Below are 23,141 nucleotides of genomic sequence, written 5' to 3'. Positions count from 1 at the left end.
CCTATATCGAAGCTCTGCAAGGGCGATATCATCTACCTAACCAAGGGTATCCCTTTAGCTTAATTTATAGTCGCCCCATTGGCAACCCCTTCTTCCCCCGGATTCATAAAAACAAGTTTCCCGTTAGCATTTTCAGTCATTAAAATCATTCCCTGACTTTCTACACCACGAAGCGTGCGTGGGGCAAGGTTTGCCAAAACAGTAACTTTTTTACCGATGATTTCCTCTGGTTTAAAACTTTCCGCAATACCGGAAACTATGGTGCGAACGTCAATTCCTGTATCGATTTTTAAAACCAAAAGTTTGTCCGCTTTAGGCATTTTTTCGGCTTCCAAAATTGTTCCCACTCGCATATCGAGTTTAGCGAAATCATCGTATTGGATTGTTGGCTTCTGCGAGGCTATTTCAGCCGAAGCAGTCTGTCCGTCGTTTTGTGAAACGTCACTTGATTTATCAGTTACTTTTTCCACTTTATTATCCATTTTGGTTTGTTTCAATTTTTCTAATTGGGCTTCAATCTGCTCGTCTTCTATTTTGCTGAAAAGCAATTCGGCCTTTCCAATTTTGTGTCCACCTCTGCCTAAAGGCATCTCCCCCGAAGGGGGAGAAAGTGTGGCTATATTTTGCCACGTAGGTTGTATTTTTAAGGCTTGGAAATTCAACATATTTTTCAACTTTTCTGAAGTAAACGGCAAAAACGGTTCGCTTAAAACTGCCAAGGCCGAAGCAATTTGCAACGCAACATACATTACGGTTTTTGTGCGTTCTTCATCTGTTTTTATGGTTTTCCACGGCTCTTCGTCGGCAAGATATTTGTTCCCGAGGCGGGCGACGTTCATCAATTCTGCCTGCGCTTCGCGGAAACGGTAACGCTCAATTGAACTTGCAATTACCTCGGGATATGCTTTCAATTCATTTAAAGTCTGCTCGTCAATTTCTGAAAAAGTTGCTGGTTCCGGAACAATTCCGCCGTAATATTTATCGGTCAAAACTAGTACGCGGTTTATAAAATTTCCGAAGATGGCAACCAATTCATTATTATTTCGGGCTTGAAAATCTGCCCACGTAAAATCGTTATCCTTTGTTTCCGGGGCGTTTGCGGTTAAAGTGTATCGCAACACATCCTGCTGGTTCGGAAAATCCTCCAAATATTCGTGCAGCCAAACCGCCCAGTTTTTACTGGTTGAAATTTTGTTGCCTTCAAGATTCAAAAATTCGTTCGCGGGAACGTTTTCCGGTAGAATATAACTTCCCTCAGCTTTCAGCATCGCAGGGAAAATAATACAATGGAAAACGATGTTGTCTTTCCCAATAAAGTGAAGCATTTTTGTTTTTTCGTCCTTCCAATAATCTTCCCAATTTTTGCCTTCACGCGCCGCCCATTCCTTAGTAGAAGAAATATAACCGATGGGCGCATCAAACCAAACATAAAGTACTTTTCCCTCCGCTCCTTCCACCGGCACGGGAATTCCCCAGTCCAAATCGCGGGTGACGGCTCGCGGACGCAGACCATCGTCGATCCAACTTTTGCATTGGCCGTAAACGTTGGTTTTCCAATCTTTTTTATGGTCCACAAGTATCCATTGCTTCAGAAAATCTTCGTATTCGTTCAAAGGCAAAAACCAGTGTTTTGTTTCTTTTAAAATAGGTTTATTCCCAGAAATGGTGCTTTTTGGATTTATTAGTTCCGTAGCGTTTAAACTGGAGCCACATTTTTCGCATTGGTCGCCATAGGCTTCTTCATTTCCGCATTTAGGACAAGTTCCCGTGATATATCGGTCTGCTAAAAACTGATTGGCTTCTTCATCGTATAATTGTTCGGTAACCGCTTCGGTAAATTTTCCGCCTTCATATAATTTTTTGAAAAATTCCGACGCCGTTTTATGATGGATTTCCGCAGAAGTGCGCGAATAGTTATCAAAGGAAATTCCAAAATCCTCAAAGCTTTTTTTGATGATTCCGTGGTATTTATCCACTACTTGCTGTGGCGTAACTCCTTCTTTTTTTGCTTTAATGGTAATTGGCACCCCGTGTTCATCACTGCCGCAAATAAAGGCCACGTCTTTATTTTGAAGTCTTTGGAAACGTGCATAAATATCTGCTGGCACATAAACCCCTGCCAAATGACCGATGTGAACGGGGCCATTGGTATAGGGCAAAGCGGCGGTAATAGTATAGCGTTTTGGGTCTTGATCCATATCTTTTTTAAAACCTGGGTTAATTAATTTGGAAGGCACAAAAATAGGGATTTTATCTTCGGAAACAATTGCCCTGTTTTACATTCCTTAGGTTGTTGGAGAGATAGGATTTTCACTGATGGAAAATTTCAAAATAAAAAAGCTTCCCAAAATACAGGAAGCTTTTCATTAAAAGGGCTTATGAAATATTACCTGATCTGTATGGATTTACTATAAAATTGTCCTCCGGTTGAAATACGGTAAATATACTGTCCATAGGAAAGACGTGTCTTGATTTTTTCCTTAACATCTATACTGTGCTTTCCAGGATATAATATTTTGTTTTCCAACGTGCCTACTTCCCTTCCCATCATATCATACAACCTGATGTCCACATTTGCCGTATTGGGCATGTTTATTTCAATAAGGGTGCGGTCGTTTTGGTAAATGGGTACATGCACAAACCGAGTAGTGTTACTAAAATCGGTATTTGAAAGCGCCTGACAGGTGATTCCCATATTCAAAGTTTGATAGTTTTGGTTAAGCAAAATGGAACTTACCACAGAAGGGTCCAAACAAAACCACTCCGTTAAAACCGTGGAATACACATCACGGAAATCGGTTGTTGGTATTAGATTGTCATCAGCGTCCCATTCGGTAAGGTTTGGGTGGTTGCCCACAAATCCATTTCCGTCAAGCCCCGCACCAAATAACATAACTGGGGAAGCGGCGCCGTGGTCGGTACCGTTTGAGCCGTTTTCATAGGGCCTGCGCCCAAATTCTGAAATGGTCATGGTCAAAACTTTGTTGTCCATTCCCGTGGCTGCAAGGTCATCATAAAAATCCTTGATGGAATCTGAAAGATCTTCAAGCAATGCCCGCTGGTCGCCTACTTGGTTGGCGTGAGTGTCAAAACCATCCAAGGTAACCATAAATACTTTGGTGCCCAGGTTTCCCTTTATCAATCTGGCAACAATGGCCAACTGTTTTGCAAGGGCTTCATCACTATAGGAAGAGCTGTTGCTTGAAGCCATATAGGCATTATTGATTACGGAGGAATACCGAACGGTTGTGTTTGTAGTGGCGCGCATGAACAAGAGTTTATCACCGTAAACACAATCCGGTAAATTAGTTACATCGTGCTGAACCCCATTTTGTGCCACATTGGCCAATTGTTCGGTATTGGCCACAGAAAAGGCATAGTTACTGTCGTTGCCTTCAAAAATAAGGTCTCCAATGCTTCCTATTTGTACCGCTGGTGGAATCTGTGGCGGATTTATCAAATAATCTGGATAGAGATCTTCATAGTAACGGCCCCACCAACCCGTATTTTCCACATTTATATCATCTGTGGAAGCCCAGATTGCTGCGGACCGGAAATGGGATAGATTTTGCTGCGGATAGCCCACTCCGTGGATCACCTTCATTTTTCCATCGCCCCAAACAGATTCGAGACCGCCCATATAGTTTGGAATGGCAAAATCTGCGTTTAAATTTATCAAATTGTTTTGTTGATGGCGAATGTTAGGTCGCAAATTGGCATAGGTTGCATAGTCATAAATTGGAACGATGGTATTGAGGCCGTCATTTCCACCTTTTAGACGGACAATGACCAAAATATTTTCGTTTTCACTTGCTGCCAAAGCTACCGAAAGCGGGGATGGCTTGGAAGCAGTAACAGAGGCATGGCCCAACATGATGCCGCCGGCGCCGGCCAAACCCAAAGCCTGAATAAAAGAGCGCCTGTTCCAGGTGGAATGCTCTTTATCGTGAATGCTTTTTTCGACTTTTGAAGTATTTTTTTGGGGGATAGTATGATTTTTACACATGTGGTTGCTTATTTAAGTTGAAATTCGGGCATTCTTGCAATATGTTTCAGAAGAATTAGGATTTGATAGGGAGCGCTATTGAAGTCTAAATCCCAAATACCCTGATCATAGTAATTCTGTGGCACTTCCCATTTAAAAATGTCAGTTGCAATATCATAATCTGAAAGCGTATATAATTCCTTGCACATGAAATGATCCACAAGAGTTTTGGTAATAAAGTATGGATCCTTGCTATTGTTGGTAAGTGTCTTCGCAAAGTCCACAAAGATGCTGTCGTAACCATTTTGGTCCAGGTAGTCTAAAAATTCATCTATTAATGCCCAGCGACCGGTAAGTGTTGAGGCGTTTATCCATGATTCATCACGTTGCCAGCCAGCTACATCAACGGGATCGTAAATTTCCTGTCCCACAAGCCCCGTGTAATAGATTAGGGCATTGAGTATGGTGTCATTGTAATAAAAGTCTGTTTCTTTCAAAAAATTCAAAACCACATCAAAAGGGCTTTTAATTACAACGCCCACGGCATGCTCATCAAAAAAATGTTGGCTCTTGAATAGTTTTTTCAACATTGGAACCATCTCAAAATTACTGTTGACCAGCGTTTGCGCTAATTCTTGGATAATGGTCGGCCCAATGTTGTCCGTAGCTGGACTCACAAAAAATTTGTAGAGCTTTTCACATATATAATATGCAATTTCAGAACCTCTTTCCTGAAAAAGAATGTTAACAACATCATCATAGCCCCAGTTTCCGGTTTGTCCAAAAATGGTCTTTACACCATCGTCAAAAGTCTCGGGGTTAAAATATATCTCGCCATTTTCTTCCGGCCAGTCGTTATAGCCCGTTAAAGCTCTTGCCGATTCGGTTATATCGTTTTGGGTATAGCCATTTCCCTCACCCAATGTAAAAAGTTCAAATTGTTCTCGGGCGTAGTTTTCATTGGGGCTGTCTTTTGTGTTTTCAACACCATTCAGAAAAACAAGCATTGCCGGGTCTAGCCCAATGGCCCTGGTAAATTCCTTAAAATTTCCTAAGGCGTGTACTTGTATTGTATGGTAATACTGAAATGCATAGGGGGCATGAAAATAGACTCCAAAACGGGTTACGAAGTGGTTCATCCAAAAGAACGCAAGCCTCCCACGAAGGTTTTCCTCCAGAAGATCTTTGGTAGTCTGTAACCGCCATTGGTCAAAAAATTCGAAGTTCTGGGTCTCGTAATCAGAAAAATCATCGTTGGAATAATAACCCCAATATGGCGCCGGGGTTGGCGGCATATTGTGTGCTGTATCTACAAGTGAGTTAATGAATTGTCCCGGGGTCAGCGAGAGTGCAGCATCCACATCATCTTGTGAAGCCCCAAAACCTAAGCGGCGGTACACGTGATTAACCTTACGTGTATCCCACGGATTTTGGGAAGATGGCTCATAGGGAGCAAGTGTGGATGTATTGCAAGTGGGGGTAGCAATTATTTCCATTCTAAAAAGTTTTCATTAGGTTTGGCGCCAAATGTATGTATTTAATCCAATTAACAGTACCATTCAACTGATTTTTTAACTCAATATTTTGATTATTAGTATTTTGGGGAAACAAAATTCGTGAACGATTATTCCTACCAGTAAAAATTAAGCGCATTTTTAATCTATTTTAAATGGAATTTGAAAAGTGATCCAGCAATTTAAAAAATATAATATATCGCTGATATATAGACACTTACAAAACATAGATTTCGTAAATTGTTTAATCAAATCAAACCTTCGATTTATGAAATGCGCAATGCCATCGGCCATATGACTATATTATAAACGCAATGGCAATAAGATCAATTTATTAGCATTGTAACTGCATTGCTAATGTTAAGTTTGTTGCTCTAAATTTGTAGATTATCTATTTTTTATCCGTAGTTCGTTATAATTTTAATTCAAAAGTCAAGTTTTCAATAATTTAAAAACTTTCAATCAGATTTATGGGCACACCTCCATTTTTACAAAAGGGCGATACGGTTGGCATCGTTTCCACCGCACGGAAAATTTCAAAAGAAGAACTAACGCCCGCGCTTAAATTACTTGAAAAATGGGGATTGAAAGCCGTTTTGGGAAAAACCATCGGCACCGTGGAAAACCAGTTTGCAGGCAGTGACGATTTGCGCACTTCAGATTTTCAGCAAATGCTGGACGGCCCAAAAGTGAAAGCCATTTGGTGCGCGCGTGGCGGTTACGGCACGGTGAGGATTATCGATAAACTTGACTTTTCGGCTTTCAAAAAAAACCCGAAATGGATTGTTGGCTACAGCGATGTTACGGTTTTGCACTCGCATATCCATAATTTTGGAATCGAAACATTGCACGCGCAGATGTGTTTGGAGATTGAAAATAAAACAGAGGAAGCCAGGGAATCCATTCGGAGAGTTTTGTTTGGGGAAGCATATACTTTAGATTTTACAGGAAACGGTCCCGCAATAAATGCGGGAGCCCAAAATATAAAAGGGGAATTGATTGGCGGAAATCTTTCGGTACTTTATTCGCTTGTTGGAAGTACTTCGGAAATGAACACCGATGGCAAGATTCTTTTCATCGAAGATTTGGACGAAATGCTCTACCACGTTGATAGAATGATGATGAATTTAAAGCGAAGTGGTTATCTGAAAAATCTGAAAGCGCTTATCATTGGCGGAATGACGGAGATGAAGGACAACAAGGTTTACTTCGGAAAAACCGCTGAGGAAATAATCGTGGATTTGGTGAAAGAATACAATTATCCAGTGATTTTAAATTTTCCCGCTGGGCATATTGCGGATAATCGGGCTTTGATTTTGGGAAGGGAAGTTGAAATAAATGTTCAATCTTCAACTATCAATATTCAATTTTCAACCTCAAGAAAATCGTAAATCGGCAATCATAAATCGTAAATCAAAATGGCCTCACACAACGAACTCGGAAAAATAGGGGAAGAAATAGCCGCGCAATATTTGCTTCGCAACGGTTATAAAATCCTGCGCCGAAACTTTTATTTTGACAAAGCCGAAATAGATATCATCGCCCAAAAGGAAGAAGGCACGGTTGTCATCGTTGAGGTAAAAACCCGTAACAGCGATTTCTTTGGCGATCCGCAGAGTTTTGTAACCCCTTCAAAAATCAAGCTTTTGGTAAAGGCCGCCAATGAATATATCGTTTCAAACGAACTAAATGTGGAAGTACGGTTTGATATAATTGCTATTCTAAAAAACCAAAAAGTAGAAAAGCTGGAGCATTTTGAAAATGCCTTTTATCATTTTTAATCCTGATTCAAACCCAACTTTGACAAAGTTTTAAACTTTGTCAAAGTTAATTCGCAGAAGGTCTCAAAGCCCGTAGCGCTTTATCGGCCGAAGAAATCCCTTCAAAAGTCTAAATCACATTATTTCTTTCGTGCCTTCCCTTTTCAAAAACTCCTCAATTTTATAGAGCAAAATTATCTGCAAAATCATTGCAGGAATCAAAAAGGCAAGCCCCAGCCATCCCATAAAAACTATAACAAATAGGATTCCGCTCACAACTTCAAAACCACCGGCTATTCCCGGGATTTTACCAAAGGGATTTTCCAATCGCATCACAGCCAAGCCAAAAATAATACTGCCAATTCCACAGAAAATGGATTGTATAGTTATAACATATTCGGTGTAAAATGGTTCAAAGTAGAGTGAAGCCATATCGTACCCGTAAAATAAAATGGTAGTGCCAATTAAAAAGAAAGCGCCGATTTTCAACAAATAATTATTGAAAATTTTGCCGCTCAAAACAAAGCCCCATAAAAAATAAATAAACGTCAGCATCACTATAAATTTCATACTGATGTATGCGGCTTTTGGAATTATCAATTCATCTTCCTGAAATCGGGCATAGTCCACGGCAAATTCCACGAAACCGGAAAGGAAATAAATGATACCGCAAATCCATGCCAATTTTATGTAAAAAATAGAAAAACCAATATCTTTTAAATTGAAATTTTCAAAAGGGGAAGTTTCGGATTCTTGCAAGTTTTCCAAATCTTCGCCCAAGGCATTCAAAATTGTTTTCAACGTAAAACTTCGGGGCGTTACTTCGCCAGCTTCAATACGTTGAATGGTCCGCACGTTAATGTTGCACTGCTCCACAAGTTCTTCCTGTGTTAAGCCTTTTTGCTTTCGGAGTTCTAAAATTTTTCGACCGAGTTCTGGTTGTTTCATTTGTCTATCATATTTGTTTCTAAAATGTCAAATGGAACATCCTATTAGATATTTTGCCGTTGATTAGAAAAAGTTAGTGGATGTTTCATTTTCTAAAAATTTATGAAGCAATAGTACGATGGCAGTAAAGATAGTGCAATATTTTCAAGTGAATTTCACCCGACATTTACCCGACACTTTGAAATTTTCCTCTTATAAATCACATCTAATCAATTTAATACCGATATAAATCATTTTCTTTTTTCTGTCATTTTTAGGTACGGCTGTACCCAAATACACCTTTTTTAAAAGCTACCGTTTATCTTTGTGGCAACGTGAAGTTTATGGAAATTACCTTCAAACTTATAGACCTAATTATTGTTATTGGCATTTGCCAAGGTATTTTCCTTTCGTTAACACTCCAGCGAATTTCCAATAACAACCAAAAGGCAAATAGCGTGCTTTCCTATTTAATCGCACTTGCAACGCTAATGCTTATCGGCAGGTTTTTCTATTTTCGTTTTTTGACTCCTTGGGTTTTTCAATGGAGCATTGCGGTGGATTCCTTGGTTTTTCTCTTTGGGCCACTTATCTTTTTGTATGTAAAAAGGCTTCTGTTTAAGAAAGAGAATACGTATTCGCTGTCGATAATTCATTTTCTTCCCTTTATTGGAATGCTTTTTTTCGCTTTCTTCTATATCATAAATTACACTCCAAAAGCGTATTACGAATTTTTTTTAAAGGGAAATCTACTGATGTATTTCAGGATTATTTCAGTAATCATGATTGTATTTAATATGTTTTATGTGCTGAAATCTTTTCAGTTGCTCGCAAAATTCAAACAAACGGAAAAGGAGGTTTTTTCCTTTGAACAAAGTCCCATTGTCTATCTCAAATTTTTTCTCTTTTCTGTATTAGCGTGTTTACTGGCTTGGACTTTCAGTTTGTTGAACACAACTATATTCAACAAAACCATTCCTTTTATTGGTTATGATAGTATTTGGGTGGCAATTCCATTGTTTATTTATGTAATAGGATATTTCAGTTTAAAACAGCCGGAGCTTTTTAGGATTTCAGAAGAAAAACAAAAAAGCAGTTCAAAAAAAGAACGTCTTCCCGAAGCCGAAGCTCAATTGTTAAAAACCAAATTGGACAGTTTAATGATCAATGAAAAGGTTTTTCTGCAAAGCGATTTGACCTTGGCCGATGTTTCTGAAATGCTCCAAACCTCAACAAACAATGTTTCCTGGCTTTTAAACCAGGTTTACAAAACCACCTTTTATGATTTTATAAATCAATACCGCGTTAAGGAGTTTTTAAAAAAAGTGGAAAACAAAGAACACCTAAAACACACCATTTTGGCTCTTTCCATGGATGTGGGCTTCAATTCAAAATCTACCTTTAACAAAGCCTTCAAAAATACGATGCACGAAACTCCCAGCAATTATATAAAAAAACAGTTGGCTGCATAGGTTTTGCGTTCGGCTGTACGCAAACGGTCGATTCCTGCTTATTCTGAAAATAGATTTGTAGTAAACTTTAAAATTTTCAGATTATGAAAAACCTATTCCTTTTTACCGCAGCCTTTTTATTCGGGCATTTATTTTTAAGCGCACAAACGGTTACCACCTTTACCGAAGGCACCCCAGACGATGCCATTGTTTTGGATAATGATGGAAACATTTACTGTTCCAATTATGTAGGCGATACCGTTTTTAAATTCTCCCCAACTGGAGAAGCAACCGCGTTCATCACAGGTTTGAATACCCCAAACGGACTGGCTTTCAATTCCAATCAGGAATTGTACGTGTGTGACGGCCAGGGAGATAAAATATACAAATATGACCTTGCCGGGAATCTTTTGGCAACCTATCCAGTTTCGGGCCATCCTTCGGGAATTGTAAAATCCTTCGATGACGATTCCATGATTTTTACCCTTTACTTAGGAAATCTTATCAAAAAGATTGCCCCCGACGGAACCATTACCACTGTTTCCTCATCCACAGAATTGAGTGGTCCGGTAGGAATTGTGTATGACGAAAACGGAAACCTATTCGTTGGAAATTATACAGACCGAAAAATCTTCAAAATAGAAGAAAATGGCGATCTGGAATATGTTGCGCAACTTCCATCCGAGGGAGGCCCATATCCTAATTTGGGGTTTATTAGCTACGGTCAAGGAAAGCTTTGGGGAACTATTATGGGCAACCATAAAATTTATTCCATCAATCCCAATGCGGTTGATGATTACACCTTATTTGCTGGCAGCATTCGGGGAAATAATGATGGCGATATTTCAGTTGCTACTTTTAATATTCCCAACGGAATTTATTTTGATGAAGGCGCTGGCACCATGTACATTACGGATTTCGGAAGCAAAAACTTGAGGATTATTTCAGGAATAACTTTGGGAAACGATGAATTTTCGGAAGCAGAAAATCATCTAATTATAGCCCCAAATCCTGCAAAAAATTATGTTGAAATTCAATTTTCGGGCAAGCAGTTCGCAACTTTTGAATTGAAGGTTTACGATGCTACGGGAAAATTGGTCTATGAAAATAAGCATCAGGAAATTTTCCATAAAATTGATACAAGCAGTTGGACAAATGGACTTTATCTATTAGAAATAACCACGGAAGAAAGTACGCTGCGAAAAAGATTGCTAAAATAAAAAATAAGGGCCGAAGCTCAGTTTCGGCTCTTATTCAAACTTTTCTAAAGCGGTTAGGGCCTTATCGACAGATGAAATTCCTTCAAAAGTAAGCAACAATCGCAAGCCATTTCGGGTTTGTTTTTCCTTCATCGTTACTTTTTGGGGATGGGTTTGTACGTATTGCAGCACTTTGGTAAAAGCATCGCTTTGGTAAAAAGCACTTTGCTGATCCGCCACAAAATAACCGACCATTTTTTTCTGTTTCATCACAAGGCGTTCAAGACCCATGGAAATGGCAATCCATTTTATACGCACGCTGTTCAGCAAATCCTCGGCCTGTTTTGGCAACTCGCCAAAGCGGTCCAAAAGTTCTTTTTCAAATTTCTGAAGTTCGGCTTCAGTTTTCAGCTCGTTCAATTTGGTGTACAGATTTAGCCGTTCGGTAATGTTGTTTACGTAATCATCGGGGAACAGCAATTCGAAATCGGTATCGATCGTCATTTCCTTTACGAAATTTTTCTTCGGCCCTTCCGTTTCATCGTAAAGATTTTTGAATTCTTTTTCTTTCAGTTCCTCAATGGCTTCGGAAAGGATTTTTTGATAGGTTTCAAAACCTATTTCGTTGATAAACCCGCTCTGTTCTCCGCCCAATAAATCGCCCGCGCCACGAATTTCCAGATCCTTCATTGCGATGTTTATCCCGCTGCCCAATTCTGAAAATTGTTCCAGAGCAGTGATCCGTTTTCGCGCTTCGTCCGTCATCGCCGAATATTCCGGAGTGATGAAATAACAGAACGCTTTTTTGTTACTTCGGCCCACACGACCCCGCATCTGATGGAGGTCTGAAAGCCCAAAATTATTGGCATTATTAATAAATATTGTATTTGCATTTGGAACGTCCAGTCCACTTTCAATGATGGTTGTGGAAACGAGAACATCGAATTCATTGTTCATAAACCGAAGCATTAAATCCTCCAATTTCTTTCCGTCCATTTGCCCGTGACCAATACCTATTTTCGCATCGGGAACCAACCTTTGAATCAATCCAGCGACTTCTTTTATGTTTTCAATCCTGTTGTGGACAAAGAAAACCTGTCCACCGCGCGAAATTTCATAGCGAATGGCATCGCGAATGCTTTCTTCCCCAAAACGAATGACGTGCGTTTCTACCGGATAACGGTTTGGCGGTGGCGTGGTAATTACCGAAAGATCACGGGCTGCCATTAAACTAAATTGTAACGTACGTGGAATGGGCGTTGCGGTTAATGTGAGCGTGTCCACATTTTCTTTGATGGTCTTTAATTTATCTTTTACGGCTACTCCAAATTTCTGTTCCTCGTCAATAATCAAAAGGCCCAAATCCTTAAATTCCACCGATTTGTTGACCAATTGATGCGTGCCGATTACGATATCGAGTTTTCCGTCTTTCAGTCCGTCCAAAACGGTTCTCCGCTCTTTTGCGGTGCGGAAACGGTTGAGATAATCAACGTTTACGGGCATTTCTGCAAGCCGTTCCGTAAAAGTTTTAAAATGCTGAAAGGCCAAAATGGTGGTCGGCACCAAAACGGCAACTTGCTTTCCATTGTCAACCGCTTTAAAAGCTGCGCGAATAGCGACTTCCGTTTTCCCGAAACCTACGTCGCCACAGACCAAACGGTCCATGGGGCGTTCGTTTTCCATGTCTTTTTTTACGTCTTCGGTCGCCGTGCTTTGGTCCGGCGTATCTTCATAAATAAAAGACGATTCCAGTTCGGCCTGTAAATAACTGTCCGGATCAAATGCAAAACCTTTCAGCGTACGACGTTTCGCATATAATTCAATTAAATTAAAGGCAATTTCCTTTACGCGAGTTTTGGTTTTTTGTTTCAGTTTTTTCCACGCGTCGCTGCCCAATTTGTAGATTTTGGGCTCCTTTCCATCCTTGCCGTTATATTTTGAAATCTTGTGAAGACTATGGATGCTGAGGTACAAAATATCGCGTTCGCCATAAAAAAGTTTGATGGCCTCCTGCATTTTTCCTTCCACTTCAATTTTCTGCAAGCCGCCAAATTTCCCAATCCCGTGGTCAATATGGGTAACGTAATCGCCCACTTCCAGATTGGTAATTTCCTTTAAAGTAATCGCTTGCTTTTTGGCGTAACCATTTTTCAGTTGAAATTTATGATATCGTTCAAAAATTTGATGATCGGTATAGCAAACTATTTTTAAATCGTCATCGACAAAACCTTGAAACAGTGGAAAGACGATGGTTTTAAATTGTTCCACATTTTGTTGGGCATCTTCAAAAATGTCGTGAAAACGTTTTGCCTGTTGCTCGCTACTGCAGAAAATGTAGTTTTTATAACCCTTTTCAGTATTGTCATTCAAATTTTCAATCAGTAAATTGAATTGTTTGTTGAATGATGGTTGTGGTTTTGTATTAAAATTTATGTAGGCGCGCGATTCATCGCGAGCAATAGACGAATTTTTTAAATGAACCGTTGTAAATTCGGAAAGTTGTGTTTTCAATAATTCCGAAGTACAGAACAATTCCGAAGGTTTTGCGCGTTTTACTTCAGAATTAATTGCTTCAAATGCTTCAGTTGCTTTTTTGAAAAGATTGTCGATGGCACTACTAAAAAGTTCTTCATTTTTTAGAAAAACTACGGTTTTGGACGCGATATATTTCAGAAAACTTTCACGGTTTTCATCCACCATTTTATTTTCCACATTTGGGATGATTGAAACTTTTTTAACCTGTTCCAACGAAAGCTGTGTTTCCACATCAAAAGTACGAATACTGTCAACCTCATCGCCAAAAAATTCAATTCGGTACGGTTCGTCATTGCTAAAACTGAACACGTCCAAAATCCCCCCGCGCACTGAAAATTCGCCCGGTTCGGTAACAAAATCGGTGCGTTTGAAGCGGTACTCAAATAAAACCTCGTTTACAAAATCGATGGAAAGTTGGTCGTTTACTGCAATTTTCAGTGTGTTTCGCTCCAATTCCTTTCTGGTAACGACTTTTTCAAAAAGCGCTTCGGGATAGGTTACGATCAGCGCAGGTTTTTTTCGGGAATTGATTCGGTTTAAAACCTCGCTTCGCAGCAAAACATTGGCGTTATCAGTCTCTTCAATTTGATACGGCCGCCGATAACTTCCAGGATAGAAAAGCACATTTTGGTCACCCAACAAATTTTCGAGATCGTTTAAATGGTAAGCCGCTTCTTCTTTGTCATTAAAAATTAAAAGAAAAGGCAATTCTGAAGTGCCAAAAACCTCAGCAATTACCAATGAAACCGAGGAGCCGACCAGGCCTGAAACGGTTATATCGCTATTGGAATTTTGTGGATTGTCATCCTGAGCTCGTCGAAGAAGAGCAATGGCATCCCCCAGTTTTCGTGTTTGCGAAGACCGTGAATAAAGTGAAGTAACGAGTGTTTTGCTCATTGGGCGGCAAAGGTAAATCAAAAACCAATTATCCTACAAGCTATTAAAGCTGATAAAAAAGTGAAGTATCTATTTCCTAAAATATTCCCTGCATTTGTTTGCCGGACTGGTTCCGCGATTTTTAAATGCGTGATAACCGCTACTTACAAAAAGCACTGCCGAAACTGCAATGGCTGCATAGGCAACGGTTTGGCTCACGTCCCAATTGGCAACAGCAATCGCTGCCAAAGCCCAAGCACCCACTAATGCGAACTCACGCATATTGCGTTTCCAAGTAACGGCAAGATTTATTATTCCTGCTATTACAATCATAGTTACGGCCCAGAAAACTTCACTGTAACCCCAAGCACTCCATTCGATACTTGTTAAATATGCAGCGACATTTGCAATGCTGGCAACAGTAACCCAACCACTGTAAAACACAAAAGGCCACCAAAGAAAAGCAATGACGGATATTGGCGCGTCCCAAAGCTCCATCCGGTTGTTCATCACAATTTTTAAAAGTGAAAAGAGCAGTACAAAAATGGCAAGGATGGAATATTCCATAAACCCGTACAGCCAAAAAGTAATCCACAAAACATTGGCAACACAGGAAAGCACGAACCACCAACCTGTTTTTAGAATAAATTCATCATCGCGTACTTTTGTGAAAAGGCTTCTGCTTTGGTAAATTACAAAGCCCAAAAGCAACAGATAGATCAGTCCCCAAATGGCAAATGCATAACCCGCCGGGGTAAAAAGATTTTTGTTAGCGTCAGAAATTTCGCCAATGGTCGTACTGTTTATGGCTCCCGTATTGGAAAGATAGTTTACGAAAACCGTTGCCGTAAAGGCAATGATATTTGCGATTTGTAATGTCTTTTTCATAAAAATATTTAATTCACTATAAATTTATGGTTTTGCGAGTGAATCTTTTGGCAATTAAGAAAATTTTAAAACGGTGCGTTTTTCAAAAGAAATAAGGCTTCAAAAATGAATTACAAACTTTATATTTGTAGCATAAAAACCAAATTATGTCATTTACAGATTTATTCGAAAGTGGGGAGCATTCCCGAAATTTAGGGCACTTTGCATCTATTGCAAATATGGCTTCCATTGATGGGGAAATAGGGCCGGAAGAAGAAAAAATGTTGAAGCGTTTTGCGCGCAAGCTGGATATTGAGGAAACTGAATACAATGAGGTTTTAAAAAATCCGGGCAAATATCCAATCAATCCACCCAATGATGCCGAAAGACGTTTGGAGCGGATCCACGATCTTTTCGAAATGATTTTTGCCGATAACGAAATTGACGACCACGAACGTTTTTTAATCGAAAAATACGCGATCGGCCTTGGCTATACCGCTGAGATTGCGCAGGATTTGATAAAAAGGTCTATCGCCATATACAGCGGCGGCCTAAGCCTTGAGGATTACCGGTATTTGCTGAATAGAAAATAAAAGCCCCCTAACCCCCGAAGGGGGAACTCTTACTCGAACCCAATAAAAATGCTCCAAATGGAGCTTTTTTATTATTTACAATTATGGAATTCCCCTTCGGGGGTTAGGGGGCCTTCATAAATTCCTCCGCCTTTTCCACCATTTTTTTACTGCCAGCGAAAAAGGGAACCCGTTGATGCAATGAAGTTGGCTGAATTTCCAAAATCCGTTCAAACCCATTACTGGCCTTTCCTCCCGCCTGTTCGGCAATCATTGCCATAGGGTTGCACTCGTACAAAAGACGCAATTTTCCGTTTGGATCTTTTGAAGTATTTGGATAAATATAGATGCCGCCTTTTATCATATTTCGGTGGAAATCGGAAACCAAGGAACCTATATAGCGCGAAGTATAGGGACGATCATCCTCTTCTTTTTGGCAGTATTTAATGTAATCTTTCACGCCCTGTGGAAAGTGAACGTAATTGCCTTCGTTTACGGAATAGATATTTCCGTTTTCGGGAAAGCGCATATTCGGGTGCGAAAGGTAATAGGTGCCAATGGCAGGATTCAAAGTAAAACCATTAACCCCGTGGCCCGTGGTGTAAACGATCATCGTTGAGGTACCATAAACAATATACCCAGCAGCCACCTGATTAACTCCCGGCTGCAGAAAATCCTCGATTGTTACGGGAGTTCCCGAAGGTGTAATTCTTCTGAAAATAGAAAAAATGGTTCCTACGGAAACATTCACGTCTATGTTTGAAGAACCGTCCAACGGATCCATCAACACCACATATTTATTGTCGTTTTTCTCGTTTCGGCCTTTTATGGTGATAAAATCGTCTTCTTCCTCGCTGGCAATTCCGCAGACAATTTCACGATTAGTGAGCGTGTTGATGAAAACTTCATTTGCAAAAACATCCAGTTTTTGTTGGTCCTCGCCCTGTATATTGCTGTTCCCGGCGGTTCCCAAAATATCGACCAATCCGGCTTTGTTCACCTTGTGGTTTACCACTTTTGCCGCCAAACGGATGGAATTGATTAATCGGGAAAGTTCGCCCGAAGAATATTTGAACTCGCTTTGGTTTTCAATTATAAACTCGCCGAGGGATTGATTTATTTTTGCCATGGGGTTGAAGGGATTCCTGAATTTGTGGCAAATATCGGGATTTTTAAGAAATTGAACCGATATTTGCGCAGGGAAAACCATCCCGATAGCTATCGGGATGAAATCGAAATAGAAATAGAAATCGAAGATGAAGTTGAAGTTGAAGTTGAAGTTGAAGTTGAAGTTGAAAAAATTATGAAAGTAAGAGAAGCCGTTAAAGAAGATATGCCGCAAGTCTTGGAACTTATAAAAGAACTTGCCATTTTTGAAAAAGAACCCGATGCGGTGGAAATTTCCGTGGCAGATTTGGAGCGCGAAGGTTTTGGCGAAAATCCACTGTTTACGTGCTTTGTTGCAGAATCGGAGAGTGAAATTTTTGGCGCGGCTCTGGTCTATTTTCGCTTTTCAACTTGGAAAGGACGCACCCTTCATTTGGAAGATTTAATAGTACAGGAATCCGAACGCGGAAAAGGCATCGGCGAAGCGCTATACAAAAAAGTAATGCAATTTGCCTTCGATCGTGGATTGAAGCGTGTTGCATGGGACGTTTTGGACTGGAATACCGGGGCCATCCGTTTTTACGAACGCAGCGGCGCCAAAGTGTTGAGTACTTGGCGCGTTGTTCATATGGACGAAAAGGGATTAAGGAATTATATTGAAAAATCAGGTGTAAAATAAATTTGACCACGAATACACGAATGTTATTATAAAAATTTATTCGTGTATTCGTGGTAAACTTTTTATTTATGAAAATATTCAAATTCGGAGGGGCCTCAATTAAAGATGCCGACGGCGTAAAAAATGTTGCCGAAGTACTGAAAATTACCAACGGGAAAAATTTGGTAATCGTGGTTTCGGCAATGGGAAAAACTACCAATCTGCTCGAAAAAGTAGTTGCGGAATACCTAAATGACGACCGCGCCAAATGCAAGGAACACGTTTCGGAATTTAAAAACTATCACCTCGAAATTTTAGAAGGTCTTTTTGAAAATAGGAACCATCCCGTTTTTGAAGATGTTTCGAAACTGTTTGGGAAAATGGCTTCTTTTTTAGACGTGAACAAATCCAAAAACCACGCCTTTGTGTATGACCAAGTGGTAAGTTTCGGCGAAATGGTTTCCTGCACGATCGTCTCCGCATATCTTTCCGAAACTGGTTTGAAGAATGAATTATTGGACGTTCGCAAGTGCATCAAGACCGATGCAAACTACCGCGATGCAAACGTGGATTGGGAAGCCACCCAGAAAAAAATCCTAAAAAAAGTAAGTCCATCCGGCATTACAATTACACAGGGATTTTTGGGTTCCGAAACCACAAATAACTTTACCACTACCCTCGGTCGCGAGGGCAGTGATTACACGGCGGCAATTTTTGCATACTGTCTAAATGCCGAAAATGTTACCATTTGGAAAGACGTTCCCGGCGTATTGAATGCCGATCCGCGCTATTTTACCCAAACCCAATTGCTAAACCACATAAGCTACCGCGAGGCGATTGAGCTTGCATTTTACGGCGCTTCGGTGATTCACCCAAAAACGCTACAGCCATTGCAGCGCAAGGAAATTCCACTTTTTGTAAAATCATTTCTAAACCCGACCGCGCCCGGAACCTGTGTGGGGAAAGGCGTTACGCTGGATCCACAGACTTCGTGTTTTATCCTGAAAAAGGGTCAGGTTTTAATTTCACTTTCTTCGCTAGACTTCTCGTTTATGATGGAAGACAACATTGGCGATGTTTTCAAATGGCTGCATAAATACAAAATGAAAGTGGAGATGATCCAAAATTCAGCCATTAGCTTTTCAGTCTGTGTGAACGATAAATTCAACAATTTGGAGGCTTTGCTGGCGAAGCTTCGCGAAAAATTCAGCGTAAAATGTAACGAAAATGTAACGCTTTACACCATTCGCCATTTTAACCCCGCTGAGATAAAGGCCCTTGCGGAAAACAAAAACGTGCTTTTGAAACAGGAAAGCAAGGAAACGGTACAGTTGGTAATTAAGGAATAAGCCCTACTTACCCATAAAGGAAGAGATTGGACGAAACATGCCCATAAACAGAAAACAAACCCACAACGAATATCTTTCGCTATATTTGTTGGATACAAAAAACCGAAATATTTCATGGGATTAGTTAATGCAAAGGAAGTTGCAAAAGCCATAAACGTCGATAAATTCGGGTTTCTGGGTACTTTTGTGGGCTGGTCCTTGATGAAAATTCTGAACATTACTACGCTCAACAAAATTTACGATAAAAACAAGCACCTTCACGATCTGGAATTTATCAATGCCCTGATCGACGCGTTTGAAATAAAGTTTGAAATCCCAGAGGAAGATCTCCGGAGAATCCCGAAAACAGGTGCTTTTATAACCATTTCGAACCATCCGTTGGGTGGAATTGACGGTATCCTTCTTCTGAAATTACTGTTGGAGCAACGCCCCGATTTTAAGATCGTTGCCAATTTCCTTCTGCACAGAATAGAACCCCTGAAACCGTATGTAATGCCGGTAAATCCCTTTGAGGATAGGAAAGATGTAAAATCGAGCATCGTCGGTTTTAAATCTGCGCTGAAACATTTGCAGGAGGGCCACCCCTTGGGCATTTTCCCTGCTGGCGAAGTTTCAACGTATCGGGATGACAAATTATTGGTTGACAGACCGTGGGAAGAAGCCGCAATGAAATTGGTTAAAAAAGCCGAAGTACCCGTTGTTCCCATCTATTTTCACGCTAAAAACAGCAAGCTTTTCTATCGTTTGGCGAAGATGAGCGACACCTTGCGGACCGCAAAATTGCCTTCGGAATTGCTTACCCAAAAAGAGCGTTTGATAAAAGTGCGGATAGGCAATGCCATTTCGGTGGAAGACCAAAAGGAGCACGAGGCACTGCCTGTTTTTACCGAATTTCTTCGGAAGAAAACCTATATGCTTTCCAATGCTTTTCAAAAGAAAAAATTGCTGGACAACATCCCGAAAACGTTGAAATTTCCCAAACCGCCGAAGAAAATTGCAGGTCCCATTCCGCTGAAAGCAATGGAGGCTGAGATTGAAAAGCTTCGGGAGGATGACAAACGCCTGCTTATCAGCAAAAATTATGAAGTGTTTTTGGCGCGGGCCAATACCATTCCTTATATACTTCAAGAAATAGGGAGGCTGCGCGAAATTACCTTCCGCGAAGTTGGCGAAGGCACCAATAATAGCACAGATTTGGACAAATTTGACAGCTACTACCACCACATGTTTTTGTGGGATAATGATGCGCGAAAAATGGCGGGAGCCTATAGAATGGGGCTTGGTTCGGAGATTTTTCCGCGCTTTGGAATTGATGGATTTTATCTTCAAGATCTGTTTCGTTTTGAGCCCGAATTATATGAAATGATGAGCAAGTCCATAGAAATGGGCCGCGCTTTCATTATTAAGGAATACCAGCTTCGCCCGATGCCGCTTTTTCTTCTTTGGAAAGGAATCGTCCACACAACCCTGCGCTATCCCGAACACCGTTATTTAATTGGCGGCGTAAGCATCAGCAACAAGTTTTCGGAATTCTCCAAAGGTTTGATGATCGAGTTTATGAAATCAAACTATTACGACCCCTATGTGGCGCAATACATCAACCCAAAGAAGGAATACAAGGTAAAACTGAAAGATGCCGACAAGGATTTCATTTTTGACGAAAGTGAGGCCGACCTCAATAAATTCGATAAAATAATTGACGAGGTGGAGCCGGGAAGCCTTCGTTTGCCGGTGCTTATCAAAAAATACATCAAACAGAATGCAAAGGTTGTGGCCTTCAACGTAGATCCGCTTTTCAACAATGCGGTGGACGGCTTGATGTACATCCGAATAGCCGATTTGCCCGAAAGCACTGTAAAGCCTGTAATGGAGGAATTTCAGGCTGAACTTGAAAAAAAATATTCCGATAGAAATGGCGACAGTGCCGATTCGGAAACTTCAAACGAAAAAGTAAATCCCGATTAATTCGATTCTAAAAACTGTTCGATATGGCGGCAAAAACTATTGATGAGGTTATAGCGCGATTGGACAATATTATCGAAGTGGAATGCGCCAACAATTCCTGTATGGCGTATTTCCCCATTCTTTACAGAAAAGTTACCGTTCGCATCAAAGAAGGAATCCGCAACAATGAATTCGAAAACAATCCACGAATGGAAAAGCTGGACGTGCTTTTCGCGAACAGATACATAGCTGCCTACGAATGTTTAGGCAATAATCAACCTTTTACGAAAAGTTGGAAAAACGCATTCGAAGCCGCGAAAACAGGAAAACTGCTCATTATGCAGCATCTGCTTTTGGGTATCAATGCACATATAAATCTGGATTTGGGAATCGCGGTTGCGGAAACCATTGGCGACGATGGCGAACTGCTGGATTTTGAGAATGATTTCAACAAAATCAATGAAATTCTGGGTTCGATGATCGCGAATGTGGAAGCGAAAATTATTTCGGTTTCCCCATTATTTGGTTTGCTGGATAGGTTTGGGAAAGGCCGCGAGGATAAACTGGTCAGTTTTAGTATAAACGTGGCGCGTGATGGGGCTTGGCTTTTTGCGAACCAATACCATATTTCGCCAAATAAAGCGGATGAGCTGAATAGCCGCGATACAATCATTGCCAAACTCGCAGAAAAACTGATAACCCAAAAAAGTTGGCTGCTGAAATATTTGGTAAAAACCATTTACTTTTTTGAAAAGAAAGATGTGCCGCAAATTGTGGCTGTGCTTAAAAAAGATTAAAACAGTATTAAATTTCCGCCGTGGGTGGCAAAAATTACGAAGGCGCCAAGAAACAAAAGAAGGTCGTAATGCCAACCGTAGCCTTTGTCTTCGTAAAAACCCGTTTTCCAAACAAAGATTTTTTTGTACATCGCGCCCAACATGGCGCCCATAAGTAGCAGCGCGCCAATTTGCGTAAAAATTCCAAAGGCGATGGAAATGGCGCCGATTATTTCAGCCAAACCCAAAATGGTAGTTGCAGCGGGCGACATGCCGATGCTCTCGCCGCGTTCCTTTGGTTTCTGCACGTGGCTCTTCCCGCTGGAGAAAAAGACGATTGCAATTATTATCCGAAGCAATAAAAGTGCAAATCCCGCAAGAAAGGCTGTGTCAAAATTCATCTTTTTCTATTTTGATTCGAAAGGATTATAGCTTCCAAAGCTCCAAATATTTCCTTCGGGATCTTTACAGCTGTAACCGCGGCCGCCATAGTCTTCATCCTTAATGTCCATCACTATTTGGGCTCCATTCGCTTTTGCTTTTTGATAATGTTCATCAACATGCTCGATTATAAAATAAGGCGTTTGAGTGTTATAGCCGTCAAGGTTTTTGGGAAGGTTGAGCATTTTACCGAATGCGGTGTCGGGATTGAATGGATTTACCATTACCAAAGCCTTGCCCAATATTAGTTGTGCGTGAAATATGTTGCCGTTGTCGTCTTTATAAACCCCGTGCTCCTTAAACCCGAACGCCTTTTTCAAAAATGAAACCGCGGCATTGGCATCGCTATAAATTAAATTGGGGATTGCGCCGTAGTTGCTCATGTATCTTACTTTTAATGTGATAAAACAAAAAAGCCTTTGAAAAAATTTCCAAAGGCCTATATTTTTTAAAACCATCCTTTTTTACCTACTTGATAGGTTTGGTAAAATTCCTCATCGCTTTTGGTAAGGTAGATAATGCCCTCTATCAGGCCGATAATGCTTCCTATACCACAGGTTACAATAGTAATTACGATCTGAATAATGCCCTCTTGGGTGTAACCCAAAATAAATTTGTGAATGCCAAAGCCTCCAAGTAAAATACCCAGAATGCCCGCCAGAACTTTCTTGTTTTCTTGCTGATATGGTTGTGAGGACTGATTCCAGTTTTCGGTTGTTTGTTGTTCCATTTTTTTTGATTGGTTTAAAAATTAGTTTAAATGTAATTAAATTTATAGAAATGCTTCGTCCACCGGTTCCCAAAGTTCAATTTTGTTTCCATCGGGATCGAGTATCCAGCCGAATTTTCCGTAATCATAGGTCTGCATTTCGCCCACAATTGTTACACCTTCTTCTTTCAAAACTTTTAGTAATTCTTCCAAGTTTTCCACCCGGTAGTTAACCATAAATTCTTTTTCGCTTGGCGAAAAGTAGTTGGTATCTGCATCAAATGGGCTCCATTGCGTTGAGCATTTATTGCCGTTTTCGTCCTGCCACCAAAACGTACAGCCGTAATTATCAGTGTTCAGTCCCAAGTGGTTTTTATACCATTCCTTGGTTTTATCGGGATCTTTGGTCTTAAAAAATATGCCGCCAATTCCAGTTACTCTCTTTTTCATAATATTGCCCGCGCAGGCGGG

Annotated in this window: 20 protein-coding genes; 9 read left to right on the top strand and 11 right to left on the bottom strand. The window is 40.4% G+C overall.

Features of this window, described 5'->3' with window-relative positions; all coding sequences use genetic code 11:
* Positions 1–59: 59 nt before the first annotated feature.
* The 3 genes from metG to POV26_RS15275 all read right to left on the bottom strand — a co-directional run bounded on the left by metG (position 60) and on the right by POV26_RS15275 (position 5,481).
* Positions 60–2,198 (bottom strand): methionine--tRNA ligase, encoded by a 2,139-nt coding sequence (gene metG / locus POV26_RS15285; protein ID WP_272857333.1) that lies wholly within the window; start codon positions 2,196–2,198, stop codon positions 60–62.
* Positions 2,199–2,386: 188 nt separating this feature from the next.
* Complete coding sequence (locus POV26_RS15280) at positions 2,387–4,006, bottom strand: DUF1501 domain-containing protein (protein WP_272857332.1); 1,620 nt, start codon at positions 4,004–4,006, stop codon at positions 2,387–2,389.
* 8 nt (positions 4,007–4,014) lie between these two features.
* Positions 4,015–5,481 (bottom strand): DUF1800 domain-containing protein, encoded by a 1,467-nt coding sequence (locus tag POV26_RS15275; protein ID WP_272857331.1) that lies wholly within the window; start codon positions 5,479–5,481, stop codon positions 4,015–4,017.
* A gap of 488 nt (positions 5,482–5,969) precedes the next feature.
* On the opposite strand from POV26_RS15275, the gene POV26_RS15270 reads away from it, so the two are divergent.
* Together POV26_RS15270 and POV26_RS15265 are read left to right on the top strand one after the other, a co-directional pair.
* Positions 5,970–6,890 (top strand): S66 peptidase family protein, encoded by a 921-nt coding sequence (locus POV26_RS15270; RefSeq protein WP_272857330.1) that lies wholly within the window; start codon positions 5,970–5,972, stop codon positions 6,888–6,890.
* Positions 6,891–6,917: 27 nt separating this feature from the next.
* Positions 6,918–7,280: a YraN family protein gene (locus tag POV26_RS15265; RefSeq protein WP_272857329.1), complete on the top strand. Its 363-nt coding sequence runs from the start codon at positions 6,918–6,920 to the stop codon at positions 7,278–7,280.
* Positions 7,281–7,394: 114 nt separating this feature from the next.
* Here the strand turns inward: POV26_RS15265 and POV26_RS15260 are convergent, their stop codons facing one another.
* A complete protein-coding gene (locus tag POV26_RS15260) occupies positions 7,395–8,207 on the bottom strand; it encodes a helix-turn-helix domain-containing protein (protein ID WP_272857328.1) in 813 nt (270 codons plus the stop codon).
* A 323-nt stretch (positions 8,208–8,530) separates the two neighbouring features.
* Here POV26_RS15260 and POV26_RS15255 point away from each other — a divergent pair, with 323 nt between their 5' ends.
* Positions 8,531–9,658, top strand: coding sequence for a helix-turn-helix domain-containing protein (locus tag POV26_RS15255; RefSeq protein ID WP_272857327.1), 1,128 nt, complete (start codon positions 8,531–8,533; stop codon positions 9,656–9,658).
* An 83-nt stretch (positions 9,659–9,741) separates the two neighbouring features.
* Positions 9,742–10,857 carry a virginiamycin B lyase family protein gene (locus POV26_RS15250; RefSeq protein ID WP_272857326.1) on the top strand — a complete coding sequence of 372 codons (1,116 nt, stop codon included), beginning with the start codon at positions 9,742–9,744 and terminating at the stop codon, positions 10,855–10,857.
* Positions 10,858–10,887: 30 nt separating this feature from the next.
* On the opposite strand, the gene mfd is transcribed toward POV26_RS15250, so the two are convergent.
* On the bottom strand, positions 10,888–14,268 hold the full coding sequence (gene mfd, locus POV26_RS15245) for a transcription-repair coupling factor (RefSeq protein WP_272857325.1): 3,381 nt from the start codon (positions 14,266–14,268) through the stop codon (positions 10,888–10,890).
* A 69-nt stretch (positions 14,269–14,337) separates the two neighbouring features.
* Complete coding sequence (locus POV26_RS15240; RefSeq protein ID WP_272857324.1) at positions 14,338–15,135, bottom strand: tryptophan-rich sensory protein; 798 nt, start codon at positions 15,133–15,135, stop codon at positions 14,338–14,340.
* A gap of 146 nt (positions 15,136–15,281) precedes the next feature.
* Here POV26_RS15240 and POV26_RS15235 point away from each other — a divergent pair, with 146 nt between their 5' ends.
* Entirely contained in the window at positions 15,282–15,707 is a 426-nt protein-coding gene (locus POV26_RS15235) for a tellurite resistance TerB family protein (protein ID WP_272857323.1), read from the top strand.
* Between the two features lie 103 nt (positions 15,708–15,810).
* Here POV26_RS15235 and fbp read toward each other — a convergent pair whose 3' ends face one another.
* Entirely contained in the window at positions 15,811–16,815 is a 1,005-nt protein-coding gene (gene fbp / locus POV26_RS15230; protein WP_272857322.1) for a class 1 fructose-bisphosphatase, read from the bottom strand.
* Between fbp and POV26_RS15225 the strand changes: the two genes are divergently transcribed.
* The 4 genes from POV26_RS15225 to POV26_RS15210 all read left to right on the top strand — a co-directional run bounded on the left by POV26_RS15225 (position 16,798) and on the right by POV26_RS15210 (position 21,541).
* Complete coding sequence (locus tag POV26_RS15225) at positions 16,798–17,472, top strand: GNAT family N-acetyltransferase (RefSeq protein ID WP_336375906.1); 675 nt, start codon at positions 16,798–16,800, stop codon at positions 17,470–17,472. The genes fbp and POV26_RS15225 overlap by 18 nt on opposite strands.
* A 68-nt stretch (positions 17,473–17,540) precedes the next feature.
* A complete protein-coding gene (locus tag POV26_RS15220) occupies positions 17,541–18,800 on the top strand; it encodes an aspartate kinase (RefSeq protein WP_272857321.1) in 1,260 nt (419 codons plus the stop codon).
* A 114-nt stretch (positions 18,801–18,914) separates the two neighbouring features.
* On the top strand, positions 18,915–20,765 hold the full coding sequence (locus POV26_RS15215; RefSeq protein WP_272857320.1) for a lysophospholipid acyltransferase family protein: 1,851 nt from the start codon (positions 18,915–18,917) through the stop codon (positions 20,763–20,765).
* Positions 20,766–20,788: 23 nt separating this feature from the next.
* Complete coding sequence (locus tag POV26_RS15210; RefSeq protein ID WP_272857319.1) at positions 20,789–21,541, top strand: DUF5995 family protein; 753 nt, start codon at positions 20,789–20,791, stop codon at positions 21,539–21,541.
* On the opposite strand, the gene POV26_RS15205 is transcribed toward POV26_RS15210, so the two are convergent.
* The 4 genes from POV26_RS15205 to POV26_RS15190 all read right to left on the bottom strand — a co-directional run bounded on the left by POV26_RS15205 (position 21,538) and on the right by POV26_RS15190 (position 23,120).
* Positions 21,538–21,921, bottom strand: coding sequence for a DoxX family protein (locus tag POV26_RS15205; RefSeq protein ID WP_272857318.1), 384 nt, complete (start codon positions 21,919–21,921; stop codon positions 21,538–21,540). The two genes, POV26_RS15210 and POV26_RS15205, sit on opposite strands and share 4 nt — an antisense overlap.
* 6 nt (positions 21,922–21,927) lie before the next feature.
* Positions 21,928–22,344 (bottom strand): VOC family protein, encoded by a 417-nt coding sequence (locus tag POV26_RS15200; RefSeq protein WP_272857317.1) that lies wholly within the window; start codon positions 22,342–22,344, stop codon positions 21,928–21,930.
* Positions 22,345–22,409: 65 nt separating this feature from the next.
* On the bottom strand, positions 22,410–22,691 hold the full coding sequence (locus POV26_RS15195; RefSeq protein ID WP_272857316.1) for a TM2 domain-containing protein: 282 nt from the start codon (positions 22,689–22,691) through the stop codon (positions 22,410–22,412).
* Positions 22,692–22,733: 42 nt separating this feature from the next.
* Positions 22,734–23,120 carry a VOC family protein gene (locus tag POV26_RS15190; RefSeq protein ID WP_272857315.1) on the bottom strand — a complete coding sequence of 129 codons (387 nt, stop codon included), beginning with the start codon at positions 23,118–23,120 and terminating at the stop codon, positions 22,734–22,736.
* Positions 23,121–23,141: the final 21 nt, after the last annotated feature.

The sequence above is a fragment of the Aequorivita todarodis genome (genome assembly GCF_028561335.1).
Taxonomy (GTDB): Bacteria; Bacteroidota; Bacteroidia; order Flavobacteriales; family Flavobacteriaceae; genus Aequorivita; species Aequorivita todarodis.
This window is presented reverse-complemented; position numbering and strand designations above follow the sequence as displayed.